This is a genomic window from Paracoccus sp. S-4012 (assembly GCF_009674885.1).
Taxonomy (GTDB): domain Bacteria; phylum Pseudomonadota; class Alphaproteobacteria; order Rhodobacterales; family Rhodobacteraceae; genus Paracoccus.
The window spans coordinates 486402-511673 of sequence record NZ_WKKA01000001.1; the positions used below are offsets into that span (position 1 = coordinate 486402).

Consider the following 25272-nt stretch of genomic DNA (forward strand, 5'->3'; position numbering starts at 1 on the left):
GGTTTACCGTTCCTCAATCTCTGCCTGCCAGATTGGGCGCACGGTACAGGCGGGGACGCCGATGACCGTCAGAAGCAGGGCGCCTCGTCCCTTGATCGGGGCGAGGCGTTCCGATCCTGCTTCTGAGGAAAATATCCCGGGGGAGGCGCATCGCGCCGGGGGCAGCGCCCCCCAGCAAGGCGCGCAGGAGGCGGATCAGCCGAGGCTGTCGCGCCAGCGGTTGACCAGCGGGTAGCGCCGGTCGAGCCAGAAGGCGCGGGGGGAGAGGCGGGGGCCGGGGGCGGCCTGGTAGCGTTTCCATTCGCTGGCGTAGAGGAGGCGTTCGACGCGCTGTACGGTGCCCGCGTCGAAGCCTTGGGCCACGAGATCGGCGAGGCCGAGGTCGCGCTCCACCAGCCCTTCGAGGATCGCATCGAGGACCTCGTAGGGCGGCAGCGAGTCCTCGTCCTTCTGATCGGGGCGCAGCTCGGCCGAGGGCGGCTTGTCGATCACGCGGGGCGGGATCACCTCGCCCGGCGGCCCGGCCATCCAGGGACGGTGGTTGGCGTTCCGCCAGCGGCAGGTCTCGAACACGCGGGTCTTGTAGAGGTCCTTCAGCGGATTGTAGCCGCCGGCCATGTCGCCGTAGATCGTGGCATAGCCGACCGCGACCTCGGACTTGTTGCCGGTGGAGAGCAGGAGTTCGCCGAACTTGTTGCTGATCGCCATCAGCAGCAGCCCGCGCAGGCGCGACTGGATGTTCTCCTCGGTGATATCGGGTGCGGTCCCCGCCAACAGCGGCCCGAGCGCCTCCGCTACCGCATGGCGCGGGGCCTCGATCGGTACCGTGTCGAGGCGGATGCCGAGGCGCCGCGCGACCTCCTCGGCGTCCGCCAGGCTCGCGGCCGAGGTGTATTCGGTCGGCAGCATCACGCCCCGGACATTCTCCGGCCCGAGCGCATCGACTGCAATTGCCGCCACGATCGCGCTGTCCACACCGCCCGAAAGGCCCAGCAGCGCCCTGGAAAAGCCCGACTTCCGCATGTAGTCGCCCAGGCCCAGGACCATGGCGCGGTAATCCTGCTCCCAGGCATCAGGTTGCGGCGCCATCTCGCCCTGCTCGCAGCGCCAGCCGGTCCCGGTGCGGGTGAAGTCGAGATGCGCGATCCGCTCCTCGAATGGCGGCAGCTGCACCAGCTTCTCCACCGGCTCGGGGTTCAGCACGAAGCTGGCGCCGTCATAGATCTGATCGTCCTGACCGCCGACCGAGTTGAGGTAGACCAGCGGCAGCCCGCTCTCGACCGTGCGCGAGACCATGTGGCCCATGCGCAGGTCGAGCTTGTCGCGGTGGTAGGGCGAGCCGTTCGGGACCAGCAGGATCTCGGCGCCGGTTTCGGCCAGCGTCTCGGCCACCGTCGGCCACCAGGCGTCCTCGCAGATCGGCGAGCCGATGCGGACGCCCGCCACCATGTAGGGCCCGGCGATCGGGCCGGGGTCGAAGAGGCGCAGCTCGTCGAAGAGCTGCTTGTGCGGCAGCTCGTGCTTGAACACCTTCGCGGTGATGCGCCCGCCCTCGAGAATGAGGTAGGCGTTGTGGAGAAGCTCGCCCTCGCGCCACGGCCCGCCGATGGCGAGTGCCGGGCCGTCGGCGCAGTCGCGGGCGAGGGCCTCGACGGCGGCCATCGCCTGCGCGGTGAAGGCGGGCTTCAGCACCAGGTCCTGGGTCTGATAGCCGGTGATGAACATCTCCGGCAGCGCGACCAGCTGCGCGCCCGCCTCGCGCCCGGCCTCCCAGGCGGCGCGGGCCTTCGCGGCGTTGCCGGGCAGGTCGCCCACGGTGGGGTTCGCTTGGGCGATCGTCAGGCGGAAGCGGTCGGTCATTGCGGGCCCTCGGCGGTGGCCCGTCCGTGATAGGCGCGCGCGGCCGCGGGGGAAAGGACGCCGATCCTTCGTATGAAGGATCGGTTGCAAATCTTCGTACGAAGATTTGCGGGGCCACGCTTTGCGCGGGCGGCGGTTTGGCGCTAAGCGTGGCGCCCGGCGACGAGGGGGACACCCATGCGGGCAACGATCTTGGCGGCGGTGCTGGCGGGCTTGACCGGCGGAATGGCGGCGGCCGACCCGGTGGTCACCAAGCAATACGACGACGGCGGCGTCTACGAGGGCACCTTCCGAAACGGCCTCCAGCACGGCCGCGGCACCTACCGGCTTCCCTCGGGCTATGTCTATGAGGGCGACTGGGTCGATGGCGCGATCATGGGGCAGGGCCGGGCGACCTATCCCAACGGCTCGGTCTACGAGGGCGCCTTCCGCGCCGGCAAGCCGCATGGCAAGGGCAAGATCACCTATGCCGACGGCTCCTCCTACGAGGGCGACTGGAACGAGGGGCAGATCACCGGCGAGGGCATTGCCCATTATGCCGATGGCTCGGTCTATACGGGCGGCTTCGCCGACGCCCGGCATGACGGCAAGGGCCGGCTCGAGATGCCGGGCGGCTATGTCTACGAGGGCGACTGGCTGCAGGGCGTCAAGCAGGGGCAGGGGCGAATCACCTATGCCGACGGCTCGGTCTACGAGGGCGCGATGGCGAAGGGCGAGCGCGCCGGGCGCGGCCGCCTGACCATGCCGGACGGGCTGATCTATGACGGCATCTGGGCCCATGGCGAGATGAGCGGGCCGGGCCGCCTCGTGCAGCCGAACGGCGACGTCTACGAGGGGCCGATGGTCGCCGGCAAGCGGCAGGGCGAGGGGGTCATCACCTATGCCAATGGCGACAGCTACACCGGCAATTTCTTCAACGACCGGCGCGACGGGCAGGGCACCTTCCGCGATGCCGACGGCTTCATCTACACCGGCGCCTGGGTCGAAGGCCGGATGGAGGGTGAGGGGCGGATCACCTACCCCGACGGCTCGGTCTATGAGGGGACGCTGAAGGCGGACCTGCCGGATGGCAAGGGCAAGATCACCTATCCCGACGGCTCGACCTATGAGGGCGACTGGAAGGCGGGCGTGATCGAAGGGCAGGGCGTTGCGGCTTACGCCGACGGCATGGTCTACGAGGGCGGCTTCGTCGGCGGTCAGAACGAGGGACAGGGGCGCATGACGCTGCCCTCGGGCTATGTCTACACCGGTGCCTGGTCGAAGGGGCAGCGCCACGGCGAGGGGCAGGCCACCTATCCCGACGGCACGGTCTATACCGGGAGCTTTGTCAACGGCGAGCGTGAGGGGCAGGGGCGGCTGACGACTCCGGCGGGCTTCACCTATGAGGGCGGCTGGGAGGCGGGCCAGATCCACGGGCAGGGCGTGGCGACCTATGCCAATGGCGATGTCTATACCGGCCAGTTTGTCGAGGGCCGCCGCGAGGGCGCGGGCGAGATGCGCTACGCCACCGGGCAGGTGGCGGCGGGAACATGGGCGGACAACCGTTTCGAGACCGAGGCCGGCGGCGGCGGCGAGGAACTGCGCCCGGACACCGCGGACCCGGTCGCCGGGGCCGAGGCGGCGCTGGGCGAGGTGCTGCAGGTCCTGAGGCCGGACCCGGCCGGCACGGAGGAGCCGTGAATCTCGTCGTCGCCCGCGTGCCGGACCAGCGGGGCCTGCGCCGGACGTTCGACGACAGCCACGACTGACTTGCGCAAGCGCGCCGGAACCCCGCGGGCCTGCGCCGGCGCGGCTGTCTTCGGCCCTGCGTTCACGATCATCGGACCACAGGGCGGGAACAACGCGCCGGCCCGCCACGTTCCGCCCGGCTGGCCGGACGGAGGAGCCGATGATCGCGCGGCGCTGGATGTGGGCGGGAGGCATCCTCGGCTTCGCGCTCGGCGGGTTCTTCGACGGCATCCTGCTGCATCAGATCCTGCAATGGCATCACCTGCTGAGCCTCGTGCCCGGCATCGGCGACCTGCGCGCGCAGATCGTCTGGGACGGCGTGTTCCACGCTGCGATGTATGTGGTCGCGGTCTGGGGGCTGGTTGCGCTGTGGCGCGCCTATCGGCGCGACCCGGTGGTGCAGGGCGGGGTCCTCGCCGGCGCGCTGCTGATCGGCTTCGGCGCCTGGCACATCGTGGACACGCTGCTGTCCCACTGGCTCCTCGGCATCCACCGGGTCAAGCTCGACAGCCCCAATCCGCTTCTGTGGGATCTGGTCTGGCTGGTCGCCTTCGGCATCCTGCCGCTGCTGCTCGGCCTGTGGCTGCGCGGCCGGGGCGGCATGGGCGGCACGCCGTCGCGCGGCGTCCTCGCAGTCCTGGCGCTGGTCACGCTGGGCGCGGGCGCATGGGCGCAGCGGATGTCCCCCGACATGCCGCTGACCGCGATCGTGTTCCGCCCCTTGGTCAGCCCGGATCAGGTCGCCGCGATCCTCGACGCGGCCGAGGCGCGGCTGGTCTGGGCGGACCCGAAGATGGCCGTGGTCCTCGTCGACATCGCCCCTGACCGGCGATGGAGCCTCTACCGCAGCGGCGCCATGATGGTCGGCGGCTCGGGCGTGCCGGCCGGCTGCTTCACCTTCAGCCGCGCGTGAGCGGCGGTGGGCCGGCGCCTCAGCCGCCGCCGAGCGGCAGATGCGCGAGGCGGTGGAAGCAGCCGTCCTCGTCCTCGCCCATCAGGCTCAGGGTCGTGAGCGGATAGGGGTTGGGGATCGGCGGGAGGCGGTCACGCAGCGCCGCTTCCAGCCGGTCGAGCGTGGCGGCATCGAGGTCGCCCGAGAGCGTCATGTGGAACCGAAACTCGTCCTTTACATAGGGGTAGCCCCAGCGACGGAGGTTCTCGCGCTGCCGCTCCGTCAGCCGATCCGGGCGGCGGCTGGCGATCTCGTCCCTCGTCAGCGGGGCGCGGAAGCGGTCCATCGCCTCCACCAGCCGCGACTCGAGCGCGCTCAACGCATCGCTCGACCCGGCCGGAATCAGCGCCAAAAACCCGTGCAGCCGCGCGAGATGGAGACCACCCGTAAGCGCGGCCGGCGCCTCGCCCCGGCAGAACGCCGCGAGCGTCGCGCGCAACTCATCCGCACCGATCCCCACCGCCGGACGGAACGGCGCCGCCATCGTCGCATGGAACCCGTAGCGCCGCGGCGTCCGCGTGACCGCCTCGATGTCCACGCCCTCGACTCGCGGCTGTTCGACCCCACGTCCCTCCGCCGCGTCCCAGCCGAGCCATTCTGCCCCGAAGCGGCCCAGGTCGCCTTCCGCCATGTGATAGACCGCGAACCGCCGGAAAGTCATCGCCCCTTCCCCCTGCGGCGCCCTGCCGCACCCTTGCCTCGCCACCGCCATTGCGGCTAAGGGCTCCCGTTCCCCGGCCGCTCCCGGGGGCCGATCTTCGAAAGGATCACGCCGATGGGCTACAGAGTCGTCGTCGCCGGCGCCACGGGCAATGTGGGCCGCGAAATGCTGAACATTCTGGCGGAGCGCCAGTTCCCCGTGGACGAGATCGCGGTGCTCGCCTCGCGCCGCTCGCTGGGGACCGAGGTCAGCTTCGGCGACAAGACCCTGAAGACCAAGGACCTGGAAGGCTTCGACTTCACCGGCTGGGACATGGCGCTGTTCGCCATCGGCTCGGAGGCGACGAAGAAATACGCGCCGCTGGCCGCCAAGGCCGGCTGCGTGGTGATCGACAACTCCAGCCTCTATCGCTACGACCCCGAGATCCCGCTGATCGTGCCCGAGGTGAATGCCGAGGCGATCGACGGCTATGCCAAGAAGAACATCATCGCGAACCCGAACTGCTCGACCGCGCAGATGGTGATCGCACTGAAGCCGCTGCACGACCGGGCGCGGGTGAAACGGGTGGTGGTCTCGACCTACCAGTCGGTCTCGGGCGCGGGCAAGGACGGGATGGACGAGCTCTGGGACCAGACCAAGGGCATGTACGTGCCGGGTCAGGAGAAGGAGCCGAAGAAGTTCCAGAAGCAGATCGCCTTCAACGTCATTCCCCAGATCGACGTCTTCATGGAAGACGGCCAGACCAAGGAGGAATGGAAGATGGTGGTCGAGACGAAGAAGATCATCGACCCCTCGATCAAGGTGACGGCGACCTGCGTGCGCGTCCCGGTCTTCGTCGGCCACTCCGAGGCCGTGAACATCGAGTTCGAGGAGTTCCTCGACGAGGACGAGGCTCGCGACATCCTGCGCGAGGCGCCGGGCCTGATGGTCGTCGACAAGCGCGAGCCGGGCGGCTACGTCACCCCGGTCGAATGCGTGGGCGACTTCGCGACCTTCGTCAGCCGCATCCGCACGGACCCGACGGTCGAGAACGGGCTGAACATGTGGATCGTCAGCGACAACCTGCGCAAGGGCGCGGCGCTGAACGCGGTCCAGATCGCCGAGCTGCTGGGCAGCCGCTGCCTGAAGAAGGGCTGACGCGCCCTCACGCCGACCTCCCTGCAAGGTGAAGGAACGCCGCCCCGCTCGGGCGGCGTTTTCTGCACGTGGTCCGGTCCTCGCGATCCGGTCACGTCATGCGCCGCCAAAGGTGACGCAGTCCCGCACCGTGGGCGTGGTAATCGCGTCCGCATGGTTGCTTCCAGGGAGGCACGAGGCAGATGAGCTACTATGGAAGACTGAACACCGGATTCCAGGTCGGACAGAGCATCTCGCCGCTGGGCGAAACCGACACCTTCCAGACCGCCTTCATCCAGGGCCTGACCTACAGCGTGACGGCTCGCGGTGCGGATTCGGGCGGGGGGACGCTTGGCGATCCGCACATGTCGATCACCACGACCGGCGGCACGCAACTCTACTACGACGATGACGACGGCACCGGCCGCGACGCGCAGATCGTGTTCACCGCCGGCACCACGGGCGACCTCTTCGTCAACGTTGCCGAGAACGGCAACAATGCGACCGGCACCTACACGCTCGTGATCTCGCCCGGCTACGCCTCGAACTTCAACGACAGCGTGACCGGGACCGTCCATGGCGATGCGATCGCGGGGATGGCGGGGAACGACTCGCTCGCCGGGGCCGGGGGCGACGACTATCTCTACGGTCAGGACGGAAATGACCGGCTCTGGGGCGGCGCGGGAACCGACCGGCTGTTCGGCGGCAATGGTGCCGACCAGCTGTTTGGCGGCGACGCGCGGGACATCCTGTGGGGTGCGGATGGCAACGACACCCTGATGGGCAATGCGGGCAGCGATATCCTGACCGGTGGCCTCGGGGCCGATCGTTTCGTCTTCGACGACGGCGACTCCACGACTGCCGCAATGGATCACATCACCGCCGGCGGCGGCGGCGCGGCCATCGACGGCGCGGGTCAGGCCGGGGGCGACGTGATCGACCTGTCGCTGATCGACGCCAATATCTACCTTGCAGGCGATCAGGCCTTCCGCTGGGCGACCACCGGAGAGGCGGGGACCGCCCTCCTCTACGAGTATCAGGGCAACACGATCGTTTACGGCTACACCGACAACGTCGCCGGTGCCGACGTGGCGATCTTCATCCAGGACGGCGCCGGAGTGACGGCCAACACCTACATCACGTCCGACTTCATCCTCTGACGGGCCAGGGTCCGCGGTCTCGGCCGCGGGTCCCTGTCGTCACACCGGATGGAACGCGCTCTCGCCGTCATATTGCGAGAGCGTCCCGCTGCCGATATCATGCACAAGGCCGTGCAGAGTCATCTGCTCGGCCTCGAGCGCCTCGCGCACGAAGGGGAACGTCAGCAGGTTCTCCAGCGAGATCACAACCGCCTGCTGCTCGAGCGCGGGGACCTGTTGCTCCTGCGGCAGGTCGCGCACGCGCTCGTAGCCGGGGCGCAGGATGTCCATCCAGCGGCCGACGAAGCTCGACTCCAGCTCCAGTTCCGGCGCGTGGCCGGCGCACATCGCGTGGCAGCCAGCAACACCGCCGCAGCGCGTGTGGCCCATCACGATCAGCTGCGCCACGCGCAGCGTGTTCACCGCGTATTCCACCGTCGCCGAGGTGCCGTGATGGTCGGAGTCCGGTTTGAACGGCGGCACCAGGTTCGCGATGTTGCGGTGGATGAAGAACTCGCCCGAATCCGCGCCGAAGATCGACGTCACATGCACCCGCGAGTCGCAGCACGAGATCACCATGGCCCGCGGCCGCTGCCCCTCGTCGGCGAGACGGCGGTACCAGCTGCGGTTGTCCTGGTAGCCGGTCGCGTGCCAGCCCTTGTAGCGCTGCACGAGGTAGGGCGGCAGGGGACGGGTGAGGGGCATGGTTTCTCTCCACTCTCGACTGGCGAGGCGGTGATAGACGCGCGGTGCCGACAATTCGAGGGGAAAGCGACATACTCGGCGGCGGAACCTCGACGCGGGATCGGGTATTCCGTCCCCGGTGGCTGGAATCGTACGAGGGGGTGGGGGTGCCGTGGGCAAGGTGATGGTGCTGGAATGGGACGACACCGTCCAGGTGGACGGCAACGTGGTCGGCGAACTGGTCCTCGAACTGGGGCCGACCGGCGCCTGGGACGTGGTCGGCGACGCGGTCGGCGCCATGCGGGCGGATCTCGCCGCGCTCAGTCTGGCGATGGCTGAGGGGCGGCTCGCGGATGTGGTGCGCGGCGGCGATTCGATCTCGCGCGTGGCGTGGGAGATCGGGCTCACGACGCTTTCGGCGGTGGCCGTGGACCTCGCGCTCTGTGCCGAGCGGGGCGACATGGCGGCGCTGCCCGCGGTGCATGCGCGGCTGCACCGGGTCGCAGGCCGGTCACTGACCACCGAGCCGGGGGAGGCGCTGCGCGGCTGAGCTTGCGGGCGCGGCGCGGGGCTGTAGGCTCCGCGCCTGACTGCGCGCGCCGGAGGTGACATGGCTGACCCGCTCCGCTTCACGGACCCCGATCCCGCCGCGCGCCCGCTCTGGCTGGTGGCGCAGGACGCGCCGCTGCCGGAGGGCGCGGCGGACTGGGCCGCGGCCTGCGATTTCACCGGGCGCGCGGGGCAGATATGCCTTTTGCCGGACGCCTCGGGCGGGGTCGCGGGCGCGCTGCTCGGCCTCGGCAAGCCGGCGAAGTCTGCGCGCGACCGCTTTCCCCTCGCGCGCGCCGTCTCGCTGCCGCCGGGCACATGGCGGCTCGCCGGGGTCCCGGACGGCTTCGACCCGGACATGCTGGGCCTCGGATGGCTCCTCGGCCTCTACCGCTTTGGCCGCTACAAGCCCGCGCCCGCCAAGGCGCGCCCGGCGCTCATCTGCCCGGAGGGCGCCGAGCGCGCGCGGATCGAGGCGATGGCCGCGGGCGAGGCGCTGACGCGCGACCTCATCAACACCCCGGCCTCCGACATGGGGCCGGACGAGCTGGAGGCCGCCGCCCGGGACCTCGCGCAGCGTTGCGGGGCCGGGGTCGAGGTCACGACCGGCGAGGCGCTGCTGGCCGCGAACCTGCCGATGATCCACGCCGTCGGCCGCGCCGCCGCCCGCGCGCCGCGGCTGATCGACCTGCGCTTTCCGGGCGACGGGCCGGCGCTGACGCTGGTCGGCAAGGGCGTCTGCTTCGACACCGGCGGCCTCGACATCAAGCCCGCTTTCTCGATGGCGCTGATGAAGAAGGACATGGGCGGCGCGGCGACCGTGCTGGGGCTGGCGCAGATGCTGCATGACCTGGGCGAGACCGCGGGGATGCGGTTCCGGGTGCTGATCCCGGCGGTCGAGAACGCGATCGGCGGCGCCGCCTTCCGCCCCGGCGACGTGCTGAAGAGCCGCAAGGGCGCGACGGTCGAGGTCAACAACACCGATGCCGAGGGGCGGCTGGTCCTCGCGGATGCGCTCGCGCTCGCGGCCGAGGAGCGGCCCGACTGGCTGATCTCAATGGCGACCCTGACGGGCGCGGCGCGGGTGGCCCTCGGGCCCGACCTCGCGCCGCTCTTCTGCGATGACGACGCCGCCGCGGCGGCGCTTTCCGAGGCCGGGGCGCGGCTGGCCGATCCGGTCTGGCGCCTGCCCTTCTGGGATCCCTACGAGGCGATGATCGAGCCCGCCATCGCCGACCTCGACAACGCCCCCTCCGGCGGCATGGCGGGCGCGATCACCGCCGCGCTGTTCCTGCGCCGCTTCGCGGACGGCGCGGGGCGTTACGCGCATTTCGACATCTATGGCTGGCAGCCGAGCGCCGCGCCGGGGCGACCCAAGGGCGGCGCGGGGCAGGGGGCGCGGGCGATCCTCGGGGCGCTGCCGAAGCTGATGGGGCGCGCGTGACGGACCGCCGCACGACCCCGGCGACGGCGCGGGTCGCGCTCGCGCGGCTTGCCGGGATGATCGACCGCCCGGCCTATACCGAGGGGCGTCCGGCGCGGGTGGCGGTGCCGCTGACGGACCTCTGCCGGGCGCCGGGCGGGGCGCGGGACCGGCAGCTTCTGTTCGGGGTCGAGGTGACGGTGATCGACTCCGAGGACGGCTGGTCCTTCGTCGAATCAGAGGACGACTATTGCGGCTGGGTCGCCGACGCGTCCCTGACCGACAGCCGCCCCGCCGTCACCCATCGCGTCTCCGCCCCCGCGACGCATGTCTATCTCGAGCCCGACATCAAGCGCGGCGAGGTCATGTCGCTGCCGCTCGGCGCCCGCCTCGCCGGGACCGGGAATGAGGGGCGGTTCCTACGCCTCGCGGGGGGCGGCTTCGTGCCCCTGGTGCATGTGTCCGACACCCCCGCGGCGGACCCGGTTGCCGTGGCCGAATCGCTGATCGGCACACCCTATCTCTGGGGCGGCAACAGCCGCTGGGGGATCGACTGCTCGGGCCTCGTCCAGGTGTCGCTGCATGCCTGCGGGATCGACTGTCCCGGCGACAGCGACCAGCAGTTCGCCGAGTTGGGGGAGCCGGTGGACGACGCGCCGCAGCGGGGCGACCTGGTGTTCTGGTCCGGTCACGTGGCCATGGTGGCCGGCCCCGACCGGATCATCCACGCCAACGGCCACGACATGGCGGTGGCCTTCGACGGGCTGCGCAAGGTGCGGGCGCGGATCAGCGCGGCGGGCGAGGGGGCGTTCCTCGGGCTGCGGCGCCTTACAGGTTGAACACCCGCTCGGGCTGCACCGTGCCGCCGAAGTAGCGACCGACGCAGAGCGGGCGGCCGCCGCGGCTGGCCCAGACCTGCGCGCCGTAATCGGTGTGGTCGAGCACCTCGCCCGGATTGCCGTTGCGGATGCGCACCGCGCCGGCCTCGGTCGCGCGCATCTGCGGCAGGCCCGCGAGCGCGCTCTCCAGCGGCTGGATCAGCGCCTCAAGCTCGGCGGCATCGCCACGCTCCAACATCTCCGGCGTCACCGCGGCGTCGAGCGTGAACGGCCCGCTCCACACCCGCCGCAAGCCCGCGACATGGCCGAGGCAGCCGAGTTCGCGGCCAAGGTCGCGGGCAATGGCCCTGACGTAGCCGCCCTTGCCGCAGACCATCCGCAGCCGCGCGGTGTCGCCCTCGGCCTCCAGCAGCGTCAGTTCTGCCACATGCAGCGGCCGCGCCGCCAGTTCCACCACCTCGCCCGCGCGGGCGAGGTCGTAGGCCCGCGCGCCGCCCACCTTCACCGCGGAGACCGCGGGCGGCACTTGCATGATGTCGCCGCGGAACTGATCCAATGCCGCCTCGATCGCCCCGCGTTCGGGCCGCGCGTGGGAGCGCGCCAGCACCTCGCCCGAGGCGTCGTCGGTCCCGGTCTCGGCCCCCCAGGCCACCGTGAAATCGTAGGCCTTCAGCGCCTCCTCGACGAACGGCACCGTCTTGGTCGCCTCGCCGAAGGCCACCGCCAGCAGCCCCGTCGCATCCGGGTCAAGCGTCCCCGCATGCCCGGCCTTCTTCGCGTCGAGAACCCGGCGCAGGCGCGAGACGACCTCGGTCGAGCCCATGCCCGCCGGCTTGTCCACGATCAGCCAGCCGTGGATGTCGCGTCCCTTCTTGCGTGCCATGGCGCCCCCGGAAATGAAGCTCCGGCTGCTAGAGGCGCGCTTGCCCCCGGTCAAGCCTCGCTCCGGCTCGGTCGCCTCGCGCAGCGACCGTCAGGCCTAGCCAGTTCGTGTCGTGGAGCAAGCTCCGGCCTCTCGGTCGCGCACAGGTCAGAGCCCGCCGACGAGCGCCTCGGTCAGCCCGCTGTCCGCGTCGGCCAGATCCTCGATCACGTCGAAATGGTGCCGCTGCGGCTCCTCGCGATGACGGATGGCAAGGCCTTGACCGCGCCAGACATTGGCCATCAGCGCCGACTGGCGCAGGAACTCGGGCCGTTCGTCGGCGCCGACCCAGACGGTCAGCGGCACGTCGGTCCGCGCCGCCTCCAGCAGCGCCGGGCTTTCCGCGCGCGCCTCGGCAAGGTCGAGGTGCAGCACCGCGTTCAGCTCCAGCCTGAGCAGCGGGCGCAGGTCGAACACGCCCGAGACCGGCACGCAGCGCACCACGCGCGCCGCGACCGCCTGGGGCAGCGGCTCGTCCGCGCAGAGCATCCGCGTGGCGAGATGCCCGCCCGCCGAGTGCCCGCTCAGCACCACCGGTCCTTCCACCTTGGCGGCCGCGGCCGCGATCCCCTCGGCCACCTGCCGCGTGATCGCGCTGATCCGCTGCTCTGGGGCCAGCGTGTAGCCCGGCATCGCCACCGCCCAGCCGCGGGCGAGCGGCCCGGCGGCGAGATGCGAGAAATGCGCGGGCGAGAAGCGCATCCAGTAGCCGCCGTGGACGAAGACCGCGAGGCCGCGTGGCGTGCCCTCGGGCCAGAAGATGCCCTCGCGCCCGGTCGCGGTCTGGCGGAAGGCGGCGGCGTCGCGCTCCCACCGCGCCGGGAACTCGGCCCCGCCCGCGATATGCTCACTGTTGCGGTATTCGTCGTCCCAGTCGGTGATCGCTTCCATCAGGCCCGTTCCATTGCTACGCCTCGCGTCGAAACGGAGGCCCCAGATGACGGACTTTAGCCAGACGCGCGCGCTGTTCCATATCCCGGAGGGCGTGACCTACCTCGACGGCAACTCGCTCGGGCCGATGCCGCGCACGGCGGCCGCGCGGGCGAAGGCGGTGATCGAGGCGGAGTGGGGCGAGCGGCTGATCCGCGGCTGGAACGATGCCGGCTGGTATGTCCAGCCCCGGCGCGTCGGCGACCGGATCGCGCGGCTGATCGGGGCCGGCGCGGGCGAGGTCGTCATGGGCGACACGCTGACGGTGAAGGTGTTCCAGGCGGTCAGCGCCGCGCTGCGTCTCGCGCGGGAGGGGCGGCGGGTGATCCTCTCGGATTCGGGCAACTTCCCGTCCGACCTCTACGCCGCGGACGGCCTCGCGCGGGCGGTCGGCGCGGAGCTGCGGGTGGTCGAGCCGGAGGCGGTCGAGGGCGCCATCGGCGACGATCTCGCGGTGCTGATGCTGACCGAGGTGGATTATCGGACCGGGCGACGGCACGACATGGCCGCTTTGACGCGAAGGGCGCATGAGGCGGGCGCCCTGACGGTCTGGGACCTCGCCCATTCGGCGGGCGCGGTGGACGTGGACCTGACCGGCGCGAATGCCGATTTCGCGGTCGGCTGCACCTACAAGTATCTCAACGGCGGCCCCGGTGCGCCCGCCTTCATCTGGACCCACCCGCGCCATGCGGATGCCGCCCAGCCGATCTTGCAGGGCTGGATGGGCCACGACGCGCCCTTCGCCTTCGACCTCGACTACCGCCCGGCAGGCGGGATCGAGCGGATGCGGGTCGGCACGCCGCCGGTGATCGGCATGGCCGTGCTGGACACCGCGCTGGATGCCTTCGACGGCGTCGATATGGCCGCGATCCGCGCCCGCTCGATCGAACTGACGCAGCGCTTCATCGCCGGTGTCGAGGCCGCCTGCCCCGAGGTGACGCTGAACTCCCCCCGCGAACCGGCCGGGCGCGGCAGCCAGGTCAGCTTCCGCCACCCCGAGGCCTATGCCGTCATGCAGGCCCTCATCGCCCGCGGCGTGATCGGCGACTTCCGCGCGCCGGACGTGCTGCGCTTCGGCTTCACCCCGCTCTACATAGGCGAGGCCGAGGTGGACCATGCGGTTGCGGTGCTGCGCGAGGTGCTGGAGGGCCGCGAATGGGACCGGCCGGAATACCGCAGCCGCAACGCCGTGACCTGAGGCAATGGAGCTTCTCCTCGGCCTCGACGGCGGCGGCAGCGGCTGCCGGGCGGTGGCGGCGGACCGCGCGGGCCGGGTGCTCGGCCGGGGCGAGGCGGGGCCGGCGAACATCATGTCCGATCCCGAGGGCGCGCGGGCGAGCATCATGGCGGCCGCCGGTCGGGCACTGGGCGGACGCGATCCCGCGCGGGCGGCGGCGTGCCTCGGGCTCGCCGGGGCCAACATGTCGGGCGCGCGCGAGTGGCTGGCGCCGCTGCTGCCGTTCGGGCGCTCGCGCGTGGTGCATGACGCGGTGACATCGGTGGCCGGCGCGCTCGGCCCCGCGGACGGGATCGTGGCCGCGCTCGGCACCGGCTCGATCTTCGCCCGCCAGTTTGGCGGCGAGGTCGTGACGCTCGGCGGCTGGGGGATGGTGCTGAGCGACGAGGCGTCGGGCGCATGGCTGGGCAAGCGGTTTCTGGCGCAGGCGTTGCGGGCGGGCGAGGGGCTGGCGCCGCAGGGGCCGCTGGCAGATGCGCTTGTCGCGGAGATGGGCGGCCCGGCGGGGGTGGTCGGCTTCGCCCGGACCGCCACAGGGGCGGAGTTTGCCGCCCTGGTGCCGCGCATCGCGGCTGCCGTGGACGATCCCGCGGCCGAGGCCGTGCTGGCCGAGGGGACCGGCCATGTGATCGCGGCGGTCGAGCATCTGCGCGGAGGCCGGGCGCTGCCGGTCGTGTTCCTCGGCGGCCTCGGCCCGCTCTATGCCGCGCGTATCGCGGGGCGGTGGGAGGTCCGCGCGCCGCTCGGCACCGCGCTCGACGGTGCGCTGCGACTGGCCGCGGCGCTGGCCGGGCCATGATCCTGCGCGGGGCGCGGCTCTTCGACGGCACCGGCTTCCGCGACGGTCTGGCGCTGGCGGTCGAGGGCGACCGGATCGCGGCGCTGCGGGAGGATGACGGTGCGGGCGAGACGCTGCCCGGCGGCATCTTGGCGCCGGGCTTCGTGGACCTGCAGGTGAATGGCGGCGGCGGGAGCATGCTCGACGGCGCGGCGGATGCGGAGCGGATCGCCACGATCTGCGCCGCCCATGCGCGGCTGGGGGCGACGGGCATAATGCCGACGCTCATCACCGACACGGCTCGCGCCACCCGCGCCGTGATCGAGGCGGGGATCGCCGCTGCCGAGGCCCGCGTGCCGGGCTTCCTGGGCCTGCACCTCGAAGGCCCGCATCTCGACCGCCGCCGCGCGGGCGCGCATGATCCGGCGCTGATCCGGTCCATGACCGGGTCCGACCTCGCCCTCTACCGCAACGCCGCCCGCCGGCTGCCCGCCCTGATCGTCACCCTTGCCCCCGAATCCGCCACGCCCGGGCAGATCGCCGCGCTGGCCGAAGCGGGCGCCATCGTCAGCCTTGGTCACAGCGATTGCACCGCGGCCGAGGCCGAGGCCGCCTTCGCCGCTGGGGCGACGATGGTTACCCATCTCTTCAACGCCATGAGCCCGCTCACCCACCGCGCGCCGGGGCTGGTCGGCGCGGCGCTGGACGGAGCGGCCGACTGCGGGCTGATCGCGGACGGCCTCCATGTCGATCCGGTGGCGCTTCGCATCGCGGTCGCGGCCAAGCGCCGGGGCCGGATGTTCCTCGTCTCCGATGCGATGGCCGTGGCCGGAACACACCTTGATGGCTTCACCCTGGGCGGCCGCCGCATCCTCCGATCCGACGGCCGACTGACGCTTGAGGACGGCACCCTCGCCGGGGCCGACCTGACGCTGCCGCAGGCGGTCGCCCTGATGGTCCGCGAGGGTGCGGCCGCGCCCGAGGCGGCGCTGGCCATGGCCTCCCGCATCCCCGCCGACGTCATCGGCCGCGCCGACCTCGGCCGCCTCGCGCCGGGCGCGCGGGCCGATCTGGTCTGGCTCGGTGACGACCTGAGCCTGCGCGGCGTCTGGCAGGGCGGGGGGCGGCTCGTCTGAGCGGCTGGCCTTGACCCCGCCGCCCGGCTAGAGCGCCTCCATGCGCCACCTCCGCCCCCACGTTTTCGCGCTGATCGCGCTCGCCCTGCCGCTGATCGGGGCGAACCTCGCGCGCGTCATGATCGGCGTCACGGACACCCTCATCGTCGGCCGCTACGGGGTCGAGGCGCTGGCGGCGCTGGTGCTGGCGACCTCCTACCACTTCATCCTGTTCATGCTCGGCTCGGGCTATGCCATCGGCCTCATGGGCGTCCTCGCCGCGGCGCTGGCGCGGGGCGACGAGGTCGAGGTGCGGCGCGCGACGCGCATGGCGCTGTGGATTTCGGCGCTCCATTCGCTCGCCGTGCTGCCGCTGACCTGGTGGTCGGGACCGATCCTGCTCGCGCTCGGGCAGGAGCCGCGGGTGGCGGAGCTGGCGCAGGAGTTCCTGCGGATCTACGGTTTCGCCACCGTCCCGCTGCTCTGGGGGATGGTCCTCAACAGCTATCTGGCGAATTTCGGCCGGGCCAATGTCGTGCTGTGGGTCACGCTGGCCGGGCTGCCGCTGAACGTGCTGCTGGTGCTGGCGCTGGTCTTCGGCCGCTGGGGGGCGCCGCAGCTGGGGATCGCGGGCGCGGCGATTGCGGGGCTGATCGTCAACTGGCTGATCGTCGCCGCCTTGTTCGCCTATGCCGTCTGGCTGCCGAAGGCCCGCCGCTTCGAGTTGATGCGAAACCCGTGGCGGCCCGACTGGCCCGCCTTCCGGCAGGTCTTCGCGCTCGGCCTCCCGGTCGGGCTGACGCTGGTGGCCGAGACCGGCATGTTCACCGGCGCCAACGTGATGATGGGCTGGCTGGGGCCGACGCCGCTCGCCGCGCACGGGATCGCGCTGCAACTGTCGAGCCTCGCCTTCATGGTGCATCTCGGCCTCGGCAGCGCGGCCACGATCCGCGTGGGCGAGGCGGCGGGCCGCGGCGACACGCAGCGGATACGCGATTCGGCCTGGGCGGCGATCGTCCTCTCGGTCGCGGTGTCGTCCACGGCCGCGGCAGTCTTCGTGCTGGCGCCGCGCTTCCTCGCCGGCCTCTACCTCGAAGAGGTCAACCCGGCGACCCCGGCGATCATGGCGCTCGCGGCGACGTTGATGCTCTGGGCGGCGCTGTTCCAGCTCGCGGACGGGCTTCAGGCGCTCGCGCTCGGGCTTTTGCGTGGGGTGCAGGACACGCGGGCGCCGATGCTGATCGCCACCATCGCCTACTGGGTCGTGGGCCTGCCCGTGGGCTACATCGCCGCCTTCCCGCTCGGCTTCGGACCGCAGGGCATCTGGTTCGGGCTGCTCCTCGGCCTCGCGGTGGCGGCGGTGCTGCTGATGCGGCGCTTCTGGGGCGGGCTCTCGCGCGGGGGCTGGACCCTCGCGGGCAGCGCGGCCTAGTCTCGGCCCACCGCCAAGGAGGCATCGATGCGCCCCGTCTTCGTCCAGTTCCGCTGCGCCCCCGGCAAGACCTACGAGGTCGCCGACGCCATCTACGAGCGCGAGGTGGTGTCCGAGCTCTACTCCACCTCCGGCGACTGGGACCTGATCGCCAAGGTCTACATCCCCGAGGGCGAGGACGTGGGCCTCTACCTCTCCGAGCGCCTGTTCGGGATCGAGGGCATCCAGCGGACGCTGACCACGATGACCTTCCGCACCTTCTGACGCGCTTCAACGGCGCGATTTCAACCGCCGGCATTGAGATGCCGCCGCGCGGTGTTACATTGGGGGTATCCCCTGCGCCGGGGGCACATGGCCGGCGCGATGATCGGAGGATCGACCCCTGAACGGATCCGTCACGCCGGCGCTGCAGCCGGCCGCGACCGAAACCCCCGCGCCGCTCTCGAGCGACGAGCTGCTGACGCGGGTCCTTTCCTCTCTCGACGACGACAAGGCCGAGAACGTGGTCGCCATCGACCTGCGTGGCCGCTCGGCCATGGCCGATCACATGGTGATCGCCTCGGGCCGCAACGCGCGCCAGGTGGCCTCGATCGCAGACAAGCTGGTCGAGCGGCTGAAGATGGCGACCGGCCATACGGCTCGCGTCGAGGGCAAGGAGGCTGGCGACTGGGTGCTGGTGGACGCCGACGACGTGATCGTCCACGTCTTCCGCCCCGAGGTGCGCGAGTTCTACCAGCTGGAGAAGATGTGGATGCCCGCCGACGCGCTGGCCCAGCTTCGCCAGTCGGCGCCTGCGGGCGGGGCGAACGCCGTCCCCGCCTGAGCCGCGTCGCATGCGCCTGACCCTCGCCGTCGTGGGCCGGCTTCGCGCCGGTCCCGAGGCGGCGCTGGTCGGTGACTATCTCGACCGCTTCGCCCGCACCGGGCGGCCGCTCGGCCTGCCCGTCGTCATGGTGGCCGAGGTCGAGGACCGCCGCGGCGGCGGCATGGAGGCCGAGGCCGCTCTGCTGACGCGCGCCATCCCACCGGGTGCCGCTCTCGTGACGCTGGACGAGCGCGGGCTGTTGCTCTCCTCCCCCGACTTCGCGGCCCGCCTCGCGAGCGCCCGCGACAGCGCGCGCGACCTCTGCTTCGTCATTGGCGGCGCCGACGGCCTCGCCCCAGCGATCCGCGCCCGCGCCGACTGGTCGCTCAGCTTCGGGCCGATGGTCTGGCCGCATCTGCTCGCCCGCGTGATGCTGGCCGAGCAGCTCTACCGCGCCGCCACGATCCTCGCCGGCTCCCCCTACCACCGCGCCTGATCCCCTTGCACTCGGCCCTCTGCTGTCCCAAGCCTCGAGCGGGACCGAGGGACATCCATGCGCGCCATGACGATCGGCCTCGCCGCACTGACGGCGGGCTATGTGCTGAGCCAGTTCTACCGGGCGTTTCTGGCGGTGCTCGCCCCGACGCTGGAGGCCGAGCTGGGGGCCACCCCCGGCGATCTCGCCATCTCCTCGGGCATGTGGTTCATCGCCTTCGCGGCCGCGCAGCTGCCGATCGGCCGCGCGCTCGACCGGGCCGGGCCACGGTGGACGGCCTCGGGCCTTCTGGGCCTCGGCGGGGCAGGCGGGGCGGCGGTCTTTGCCCTCGCCACCGCGCCCTGGCACCTGCATGTGGCGATGGCGCTGATCGGCGTCGGCTGCGCGCCGGTGCTGATGGGGGCCTACTACCTCCTCGCCCGCGCCTGGCCGCCCGAGCGCTTCGCGGCCCTCGGCGGCGCGGTCGTCGGCATCGGCTCGCTGGGCAACATCCTCGGCGCCTCTCCGCTGGTCGCCACGATCGAGATCCTGGGCTGGCGGGAGACCCTCTGGTGGCTCGCAGCCGTTACGCTGGCCATCTCCGCCGTCATCGCCGCGGTGGTCCGCGACCCGCCGCGCGCCCACGGCGACCGTCCTGCGGGAAACCTGGGCGAGCTTCTGCGCTTGCGCGGCCTCTGGCCCATCCTGCCCATCCTGTTCGTCGGCTACGCCGCCTCCGCCGCCATCCGCGGCGTCTGGGCGGCGCCGTATCTGGAGACGGTCTACGGCGCCTCCGAGGCCCTGATCGGGCAGGGCGCGATGGTCATGGGGCTGGCGATGGTCGCGGGCAACTTCCTCGTCGGCCCCGCGATACGGCTGGCCGGCACTCCGCGACGCGCCGTGATCGTGGGGTCCATCGGGGCCATCGCCGCCTTGGTCGTGCTGTGGCTGGCGCCGGATGCGGGGCTGGGCGCGGCCTTCGTGCTGCTCGCGGTGCTGGGGCTCTCGGGCATGAACTACGCCCTCGTGATCGCCCACGGCCGCGCCTTCCTGCCGCCGCATCTGCTGGGCCTCGGCATGACCTTCCTCAACATGGTCTCGATCGCGGGCGTGGGCGTGCTGCAGTTCGCCAGCCGCCCGGTCTATGGCGCGGCGATGGCCGAGGCCGGGCCGGTCGCGGCCATTTCGCAGGTGTTCCTGCTGTTCCTCGTGCCCTTGGTCGTCGGCTTCTGCCTCTACCTGCTCTCGCGCGAGCGCCCCGATGGACCCTGACGCGGTCGAGGTCATCGCCCCGAACCTCAAGCGCCGGTTGAGCGGCGTGACCGCGACCGTGGTCCGGCTGCTGCCGGCGCAGGCGCGGATGATCGGCATCGTCGGCACCGGGCCGGGCCTGCCGCCGGGCCTGCCGCATCTGCCGCTGGCGCAGGTGGCGCGGCTGCCGCGGAACCGCTGGCGGGTCTGGCACGCGCGGCGCAACAGCGAGATGGCCATGGGGCTGATGCTACGGGACGTGCTGCGGCTGCCGCTGAAGCTGGTCTTCACCTCGGCGAGCCAGCGGCGGCACACGGGCTACACCAGGGCGCTGATCCGGCGCATGGATGCGGTGGTGGCGACCTCGGCGCGTTCCGCGGCCTATCTCGAGCGCCCGGCCCGCGTGATCCACCACGGCATCGACACGGACGAGTTCCGCCCCGACGCCGACCGCGCCGCCCTGCGCGCCCGGCTGGGCCTGCCGGACGGCGTGCTGGTTGGCTGCTACGGCCGCATCCGGGCGCAGAAGGGGACGGATGTTTTCGTCCGCGCCATGCTGGCGCTGCTGCCCTCGCGGCCCGCGGTCACGGCCCTCGTGATGGGCCGCTCGACCGAGGGGCATGGCGGTTTTCTCGACGGGCTGAAGGCTGAGATTGCGGTGGCGGGGCTGACGGATCGCATCCGCATCCTGCCCGAGGTGCCGGTGGACGCGATGGCCGACTGGTATGCCGCGCTCGACCTTTACGTCGCGCCCCAGCGATGGGAGGGCTTCGGCCTGACGCCGCTCGAGGCAATGGCCTGCGGCGTGCCGGTGGTGGCAACGCGGGTGGGCGCCTTCGAGGAGTTGGTGGCCGGGGGCGAGACCGGCGCTCTGGTCCCGCCCGACGATCAGGCGGCCATGGCGGCCGCCATTGCTGCATGGCTGGACGATCCCGCCGGGCGCGAGGTCGCCGGTCGCGCGGCCCGCGCGCGCGTGGAAAACGGCTTTCGGATCGAGGATGAGGCCGCGGCCCTCGTCGCCCTCTACCGCGAGCTTCTGGCGTGACCCGCCTTGGTTTCCATCTCGCGCGGCTGACGCGCGACGAACGCGCGCTCGCCGGGTTGTCGGCACCGCTCGCCGATCTCCGCGCGGAACTCGACGGCAAGCGCGTGGCGCTCATCGGCAACGCCCGCGCCCTTGCCGGAACCCGCCAAGGCGCCGAGATCGACGCCCATGACGTCGTGATCCGCATCAATCGCGCGCCGATCCCGTCGCCCGAGAGCCACGGCACCCGCACCGACTGGCTGGGCCTCGGCATCAGCCTGCCCGCGGAGGACCGGGCCCGGCTCGCGCCTCGACGCAGCCTCTACATGGCGGCCAAGCGTCGGCACCTCGACTGGTGCACCGCCTCCTCGTCCGGCTTCTACCTCCACCCGCGCTCGGCCGTGGCCCGGCTTGCCGCCGCCCTTGGCGCGAAGCCCACCACCGGCGCGCTGCTGATCGACCTGCTGCTTGCCAGCCCGCTCGCCGCCCTCGACCTCCACGGCTTCGACTTCTTCGCCTCGCGCTCCCTCTCCGGCCGCCGCAGCGCCGCGCAGGTGCCGCACGACTTCAGCGCCGAGGCCACCTGGGTCGAGCGCCTCATCGCCGCCGACCCAAGGCTGCGCCTCCACCCTTCGCCTTGATCCAAATATCCTCCGGGGGTCCGGGGGTGGAAAACCCCCGGCTTCGCCTCACGCCTCGCGGCGGCGCCCGAAGAGGCCCTTCACCGCCCCCATCGCCGGCACGATGGTCGCCTGCGCCACCGGCAGGATTATCCATTGCGAGAGCGGGATCAGGATCATCCCCAGGATCAGCCCGAAGATGCCGTCGAAGAAGGCGGTCACGAACCAGCGGACCAGCCCGCCCGGCAGCGCCGGCAGCAGTTGCGCGGCCAGCACGGCCCGGTCGTGGATGCCCTGATAGGGCTGGTGGATGCCCAGCTCGTGCAGCCCGTGGATCACGATGTTGCCGCCGACCCAGATCATTGCCGCCGTGCCCACGATCATCAGCACGGTCATGAAGCCCGGCATGAACTTGACGATCCCGCGGCCGAAGCGCGCAAGCCCGCCGCCGCGCTGCGCCAGATGCATGCCGAAGTCGTCGGCTTTCACGACGAGCGCGACGAAGCCATAGACCGCCGCCGTGATCGCCACCGCCACCAGAAAGAGCGTCATCGCCTTCATCAGAAGGCCCGCATCCAGCGGGATTGTCGAGAGCGCGATGGTCATGATCTCGGCCGAGAGGATGAAGTCGGTCTTGATCGCGCCGGCGACCTTCTCCTTCTCCAGCTGGGTCGGATTGCCGCCGCCCTGATAGTGATCCATCGCATCATGCGGGGGCGAGAGGGCGTGATAAACCTTCTCGGCCCCCTCGAAACACAGATAGCCGCCGCCGAGCATCAGGAGCGGCGCGATGGCCCAGGGCGCGAACTCCGACAGCAGCAGCGCCACCGGCAGCAGGATCACCACCTTGTTGAAGATCGAGCCCTTGGCGATCTTCCAGACGATCGGCACCTCGCGGCTGGCGTCGAAGCCGTGGACGTATTTCGGCGTCACCGCCGCGTCGTCGATCACCGCGCCCGCCGCCTTGACCCCGGCCTTGGTCGCGCCGGCCGCCACGTCGTCCACCGAGGCGGCCGCGATCTTGGCGATCCCCGCCACGTCGTCGAGAAGCGCGATCAGTCCGCTCATGCCGTCTCCCCCGGGGCCGCGCCCGCTTGTCCCTGCGAACGCGCGGCCCCGCAAGTGGTTCGCTGAGCCCGCGGAAATCGCACCCGCCGCTCGCCTTGCACCCACCCCGCCGATGCTCCATCTAGCGGGGGTTCTTTCGAGGGGGCCGCAGATGCTCGACGCGCAAGCCAGACCGACCGAGGAAATCGACCTGCGCGAGGTCTTCGGCCTCGAGTCGGACATGAAGGTCAAGGGCTTCGCCGCGCGCGCCGAGCGCGTGCCGGACATCGATCCGACCTACAAGTTCGATCCCGACACCACGCTCGCGATCCTCGCCGGCTTCGCCTACAACCGCCGGGTGATGATCCAGGGCTATCACGGCACCGGGAAATCCACGCATATCGAGCAGGTGGCCGCGCGGCTGAACTGGCCCTGCGTGCGGGTGAACCTCGACAGCCACATCAGCCGCATCGACCTGATCGGCAAGGACGCGATCAAGCTGGTGGACGGCAAGCAGGTCACGCAGTTCCACGAGGGCATCCTGCCCTGGGCGCTGCGAAACCCGGTCGCCATCGTCTTCGACGAATACGACGCCGGGCGGCCCGACGTGATGTTCGTGATCCAGCGGGTGCTGGAGCATGACGGGCGGCTGACGCTGCTCGACCAGAACGAGATCATCACCCCGCATCCGAGCTTCCGGCTGTTTGCGACCGCCAACACCGTGGGCCTCGGCGACACAACCGGCCTCTATCACGGCGTCCAGCAGATCAACCAGGCGCAGATGGACCGCTGGTCACTGGTGGCGACGCTGAACTATCTCAGCCACGACGCCGAGGTGGCGATCGTGCTGGCCAAGGTGCCGCAGATGAACACCGAGAAGGGCCGCGCCACGATCTCGAGGATGGTGACGCTGGCCGACCTGACGCGGACGGCGTTCATGCAGGGCGATCTGTCGACCGTGATGAGCCCGCGGACGGTCATCACCTGGGCCCAGAACGCGCGCATCTTTGACGATCTGGGGTATGCCTTCCGGGTGACGTTCCTGAACAAATGCGACGAGCTGGAGCGGCAGACGGTGGCGGAGTTCTACCAGCGTCTGTTCGACGCGGAACTGCCGGAGAGCATCGCGGCGCGGGCGAAGTAGAGCCTCGCCCGCGCCGGATTTCGTCCCATCCCGAGGATGCTGCGGATCTCGGGGTCACTTTGGGACCGGTTGTATGCGGAAGCCTGCAACCGTTGGGGCCGAGCGTCAGTGCGCCGAGTTGGTCTCCCTGATCATCTCGTCGGCGGCGGTTCCCGCAAATCGGGCATGGCGAGGCGCTTCGTTCAGGATGGCGCGCGCCTCGGCGGCGTAGCCGTTGCCATCGTGATCCGAGAAGACTCGCGACAGCCGCAGGACGGTGCCGAGGCTCAGCGTCGCTGCATCCACGTCGCGAATGCCCGCGGCTCTCAGGTTCCGGTCGGCCCCGGCGATGAGTTGAGCCGCATGCGCGCTCTCCCCGGCCGGCCTGCCGAGGCGGGCATTCCGGGCAGACCGCTCGATGATGGCCCTGGCGGCGTCGTTCCGTTCGACGGCGCTACCGGACACATGGAGGATGGCGTCGAGTTCGGCCATCTGCGCAGAGGTGAGCGTCGAGAGGTCGTTTGCATCGACATCTGAGCTCAGCAGCTGGTTCCGGGCCGAGTTGCCCAGACCCAGATAGGCCATGCCGTCGGCGAAGCTCGGCGCGGCCGCAATCCCGGTGGCGACGGCGGCGGCCATCGCCAGGACGGAAGATTTGAGAAAGATGTTCATCTGAAGCCTCTTGGACTGATGTCCGTTTCGCATTTCGGGCGATGCTGCCCACGCCGCTGTCATGCGCGCGACTCGTGGATGCGAACGTGGTAGCGACCGTGGAATGCGAAGGCTTCGAGCGTGTTTTTTGCCCGGCGGTCGGTCACGACCGCTGCGCACCGTCGGGCATTGCGCACCCATCTGCGCAATGCCCTCCCGTCAAGCCAGGCTTACGCCGCCTGCTGCAGCTCCTGCCGCGCCGGCTTCAGCGTGCGCGCCCACCAGCTCAGCTCCTTCAGCGTGCCCTGAAGCGCGTTCTCGAGGTTGGCCTCGATCTCGCTGATCGGGGCGTTCGAGCCGAGCGGGTGGACCTTGAAGAAATCCGCGCCGCCGATGTGGATCGCCGAGCGGATCGGCACCATCTCGACCTCGACCGCGATGGCGCGCAGATGCTCGAGCGCGCGGGTGCCGCCCATCGAGCCGTAGGCGAGCGCCGTCATCGGCTTGCGGTTCCATTCGACGAAGGCCTGGTCCATCGCGTTCTTCAGCGCGCCGGTGATCGAGTGGTTGTATTCCGCGACGAGGAACACATAGCCGTCGAAGCTGGCGACCTTCTCCTGCCAGGCGACCGCGCGCGGATCGCTGGACGGCATCCAGGCGGTCGAGGCGGCCTCGTCGAACAGCGGCACCTGCTCCTCGGCGAGGTCCACGAGTTCGAAATCGAGTTCGGGGTGGTTCTTCACCTTCTCCATGAACCACGCGGCCGGCTTGTCGGAGAAACGGGTCTTGCGGGTGGAGCCGATGATGACGGCGATGCGGGGCTTGGACATTCTCTCTCTCCGTAACTAGGTATGGCTTCGATACCTGGAGCGAGTTAGAGAGCAAGGCAGGAGGCCGCAAGAGGGCACCCC

Annotated in this window: 26 protein-coding genes; 18 read left to right on the forward strand and 8 right to left on the reverse strand. The window is 71.0% G+C overall.

What is annotated here, in order from left to right; genetic code table 11:
• Positions 1–195: 195 nt before the first annotated feature.
• Entirely contained in the window at positions 196–1860 is a 1665-nt protein-coding gene (locus GI374_RS02405; RefSeq protein WP_154335397.1) for an NAD+ synthase, read from the reverse strand.
• 177 nt (positions 1861–2037) lie between these two features.
• Here GI374_RS02405 and GI374_RS02410 point away from each other — a divergent pair, with 177 nt between their 5' ends.
• Together GI374_RS02410 and GI374_RS02415 are read left to right on the forward strand one after the other, a co-directional pair.
• Positions 2038–3540 carry a 2-isopropylmalate synthase gene (locus GI374_RS02410; protein ID WP_154335398.1) on the forward strand — a complete coding sequence of 501 codons (1503 nt, stop codon included), beginning with the start codon at positions 2038–2040 and terminating at the stop codon, positions 3538–3540.
• A gap of 208 nt (positions 3541–3748) precedes the next feature.
• Positions 3749–4501, forward strand: a complete 753-nt coding sequence (locus GI374_RS02415; protein ID WP_154335399.1) for a DUF2243 domain-containing protein — start codon at positions 3749–3751, stop codon at positions 4499–4501.
• 19 nt (positions 4502–4520) lie between these two features.
• On the opposite strand, the gene GI374_RS02420 is transcribed toward GI374_RS02415, so the two are convergent.
• Positions 4521–5201: a DUF1045 domain-containing protein gene (locus GI374_RS02420; protein ID WP_154335400.1), complete on the reverse strand. Its 681-nt coding sequence runs from the start codon at positions 5199–5201 to the stop codon at positions 4521–4523.
• Between the two features lie 114 nt (positions 5202–5315).
• Here GI374_RS02420 and GI374_RS02425 point away from each other — a divergent pair, with 114 nt between their 5' ends.
• Entirely contained in the window at positions 5316–6338 is a 1023-nt protein-coding gene (locus tag GI374_RS02425; RefSeq protein ID WP_154335401.1) for an aspartate-semialdehyde dehydrogenase, read from the forward strand.
• Positions 6339–6520: 182 nt separating this feature from the next.
• Entirely contained in the window at positions 6521–7477 is a 957-nt protein-coding gene (locus GI374_RS02430) for a calcium-binding protein (RefSeq protein WP_154335402.1), read from the forward strand.
• Positions 7478–7516: 39 nt separating this feature from the next.
• Here GI374_RS02430 and GI374_RS02435 read toward each other — a convergent pair whose 3' ends face one another.
• Complete coding sequence (locus GI374_RS02435) at positions 7517–8161, reverse strand: carbonic anhydrase (protein ID WP_154335403.1); 645 nt, start codon at positions 8159–8161, stop codon at positions 7517–7519.
• Between the two features lie 151 nt (positions 8162–8312).
• Between GI374_RS02435 and GI374_RS02440 the strand changes: the two genes are divergently transcribed.
• Genes GI374_RS02440 through GI374_RS02450 form a run of 3 tightly spaced genes read left to right on the forward strand, consistent with a single transcriptional unit; the run spans position 8313 to position 10951 of the window.
• A complete protein-coding gene (locus tag GI374_RS02440; RefSeq protein ID WP_154335404.1) occupies positions 8313–8690 on the forward strand; it encodes a hypothetical protein in 378 nt (125 codons plus the stop codon).
• A gap of 60 nt (positions 8691–8750) precedes the next feature.
• Entirely contained in the window at positions 8751–10133 is a 1383-nt protein-coding gene (locus GI374_RS02445; RefSeq protein ID WP_154335405.1) for a M17 family metallopeptidase, read from the forward strand.
• Positions 10130–10951 carry a C40 family peptidase gene (locus GI374_RS02450; protein WP_370515098.1) on the forward strand — a complete coding sequence of 274 codons (822 nt, stop codon included), beginning with the start codon at positions 10130–10132 and terminating at the stop codon, positions 10949–10951. Before GI374_RS02445 ends, GI374_RS02450 begins: the two co-directional genes overlap by 4 nt.
• Here the strand turns inward: GI374_RS02450 and truB are convergent.
• Together truB and GI374_RS02460 are read right to left on the reverse strand one after the other, a co-directional pair.
• On the reverse strand, positions 10941–11834 hold the full coding sequence (gene truB / locus GI374_RS02455; protein ID WP_154335406.1) for a tRNA pseudouridine(55) synthase TruB: 894 nt from the start codon (positions 11832–11834) through the stop codon (positions 10941–10943). The two genes, GI374_RS02450 and truB, sit on opposite strands and share 11 nt — an antisense overlap.
• Positions 11835–11981: 147 nt before the next feature.
• The gene (locus tag GI374_RS02460) at positions 11982–12764 is read right to left on the reverse strand and encodes an alpha/beta hydrolase (RefSeq protein ID WP_154335407.1); all 783 of its coding nucleotides are present in this window, start codon (positions 12762–12764) and stop codon (positions 11982–11984) included.
• Positions 12765–12810: 46 nt separating this feature from the next.
• Between GI374_RS02460 and kynU the strand changes: the two genes are divergently transcribed.
• The 10 genes from kynU (at position 12811) to GI374_RS02510 (ending at position 21561) form a co-directional block, all read left to right on the forward strand.
• On the forward strand, positions 12811–14001 hold the full coding sequence (gene kynU, locus GI374_RS02465; protein WP_154335408.1) for a kynureninase: 1191 nt from the start codon (positions 12811–12813) through the stop codon (positions 13999–14001).
• A gap of 4 nt (positions 14002–14005) precedes the next feature.
• Positions 14006–14839, forward strand: a complete 834-nt coding sequence (locus GI374_RS02470) for a BadF/BadG/BcrA/BcrD ATPase family protein (RefSeq protein WP_154335409.1) — start codon at positions 14006–14008, stop codon at positions 14837–14839.
• Positions 14836–15954 (forward strand): N-acetylglucosamine-6-phosphate deacetylase, encoded by a 1119-nt coding sequence (gene nagA / locus GI374_RS02475; protein ID WP_154335410.1) that lies wholly within the window; start codon positions 14836–14838, stop codon positions 15952–15954. Before GI374_RS02470 ends, nagA begins: the two co-directional genes overlap by 4 nt.
• A gap of 40 nt (positions 15955–15994) precedes the next feature.
• On the forward strand, positions 15995–17365 hold the full coding sequence (locus GI374_RS02480) for an MATE family efflux transporter (RefSeq protein WP_154335411.1): 1371 nt from the start codon (positions 15995–15997) through the stop codon (positions 17363–17365).
• A gap of 27 nt (positions 17366–17392) precedes the next feature.
• Complete coding sequence (locus tag GI374_RS02485; RefSeq protein WP_154335412.1) at positions 17393–17629, forward strand: Lrp/AsnC ligand binding domain-containing protein; 237 nt, start codon at positions 17393–17395, stop codon at positions 17627–17629.
• Between the two features lie 142 nt (positions 17630–17771).
• The gene (gene rsfS / locus GI374_RS02490) at positions 17772–18188 is read left to right on the forward strand and encodes a ribosome silencing factor (protein WP_154335413.1); all 417 of its coding nucleotides are present in this window, start codon (positions 17772–17774) and stop codon (positions 18186–18188) included.
• Between the two features lie 10 nt (positions 18189–18198).
• Positions 18199–18666 (forward strand): 23S rRNA (pseudouridine(1915)-N(3))-methyltransferase RlmH, encoded by a 468-nt coding sequence (rlmH, locus tag GI374_RS02495; RefSeq protein WP_154335414.1) that lies wholly within the window; start codon positions 18199–18201, stop codon positions 18664–18666.
• A gap of 57 nt (positions 18667–18723) precedes the next feature.
• On the forward strand, positions 18724–19917 hold the full coding sequence (locus GI374_RS02500) for an MFS transporter (protein ID WP_154335415.1): 1194 nt from the start codon (positions 18724–18726) through the stop codon (positions 19915–19917).
• Complete coding sequence (locus GI374_RS02505) at positions 19907–20941, forward strand: glycosyltransferase family 4 protein (RefSeq protein WP_154335416.1); 1035 nt, start codon at positions 19907–19909, stop codon at positions 20939–20941. Before GI374_RS02500 ends, GI374_RS02505 begins: the two co-directional genes overlap by 11 nt.
• Positions 20938–21561: a glycosyltransferase family 29 protein gene (locus GI374_RS02510; RefSeq protein ID WP_370515099.1), complete on the forward strand. Its 624-nt coding sequence runs from the start codon at positions 20938–20940 to the stop codon at positions 21559–21561. Before GI374_RS02505 ends, GI374_RS02510 begins: the two co-directional genes overlap by 4 nt.
• A 48-nt stretch (positions 21562–21609) precedes the next feature.
• On the opposite strand, the gene GI374_RS02515 is transcribed toward GI374_RS02510, so the two are convergent.
• On the reverse strand, positions 21610–22608 hold the full coding sequence (locus tag GI374_RS02515) for a DUF808 domain-containing protein (RefSeq protein ID WP_154335417.1): 999 nt from the start codon (positions 22606–22608) through the stop codon (positions 21610–21612).
• Positions 22609–22759: 151 nt separating this feature from the next.
• On the opposite strand from GI374_RS02515, the gene cobS reads away from it, so the two are divergent.
• On the forward strand, positions 22760–23731 hold the full coding sequence (gene cobS, locus GI374_RS02520; RefSeq protein ID WP_154335418.1) for a cobaltochelatase subunit CobS: 972 nt from the start codon (positions 22760–22762) through the stop codon (positions 23729–23731).
• Positions 23732–23836: 105 nt separating this feature from the next.
• Here the strand turns inward: cobS and GI374_RS02525 are convergent, their stop codons facing one another.
• Positions 23837–24382: a hypothetical protein gene (locus tag GI374_RS02525; RefSeq protein WP_154335419.1), complete on the reverse strand. Its 546-nt coding sequence runs from the start codon at positions 24380–24382 to the stop codon at positions 23837–23839.
• 209 nt (positions 24383–24591) lie between these two features.
• Positions 24592–25191, reverse strand: a complete 600-nt coding sequence (locus GI374_RS02530) for an NADPH-dependent FMN reductase (protein ID WP_154335420.1) — start codon at positions 25189–25191, stop codon at positions 24592–24594.
• Positions 25192–25272: the final 81 nt, after the last annotated feature.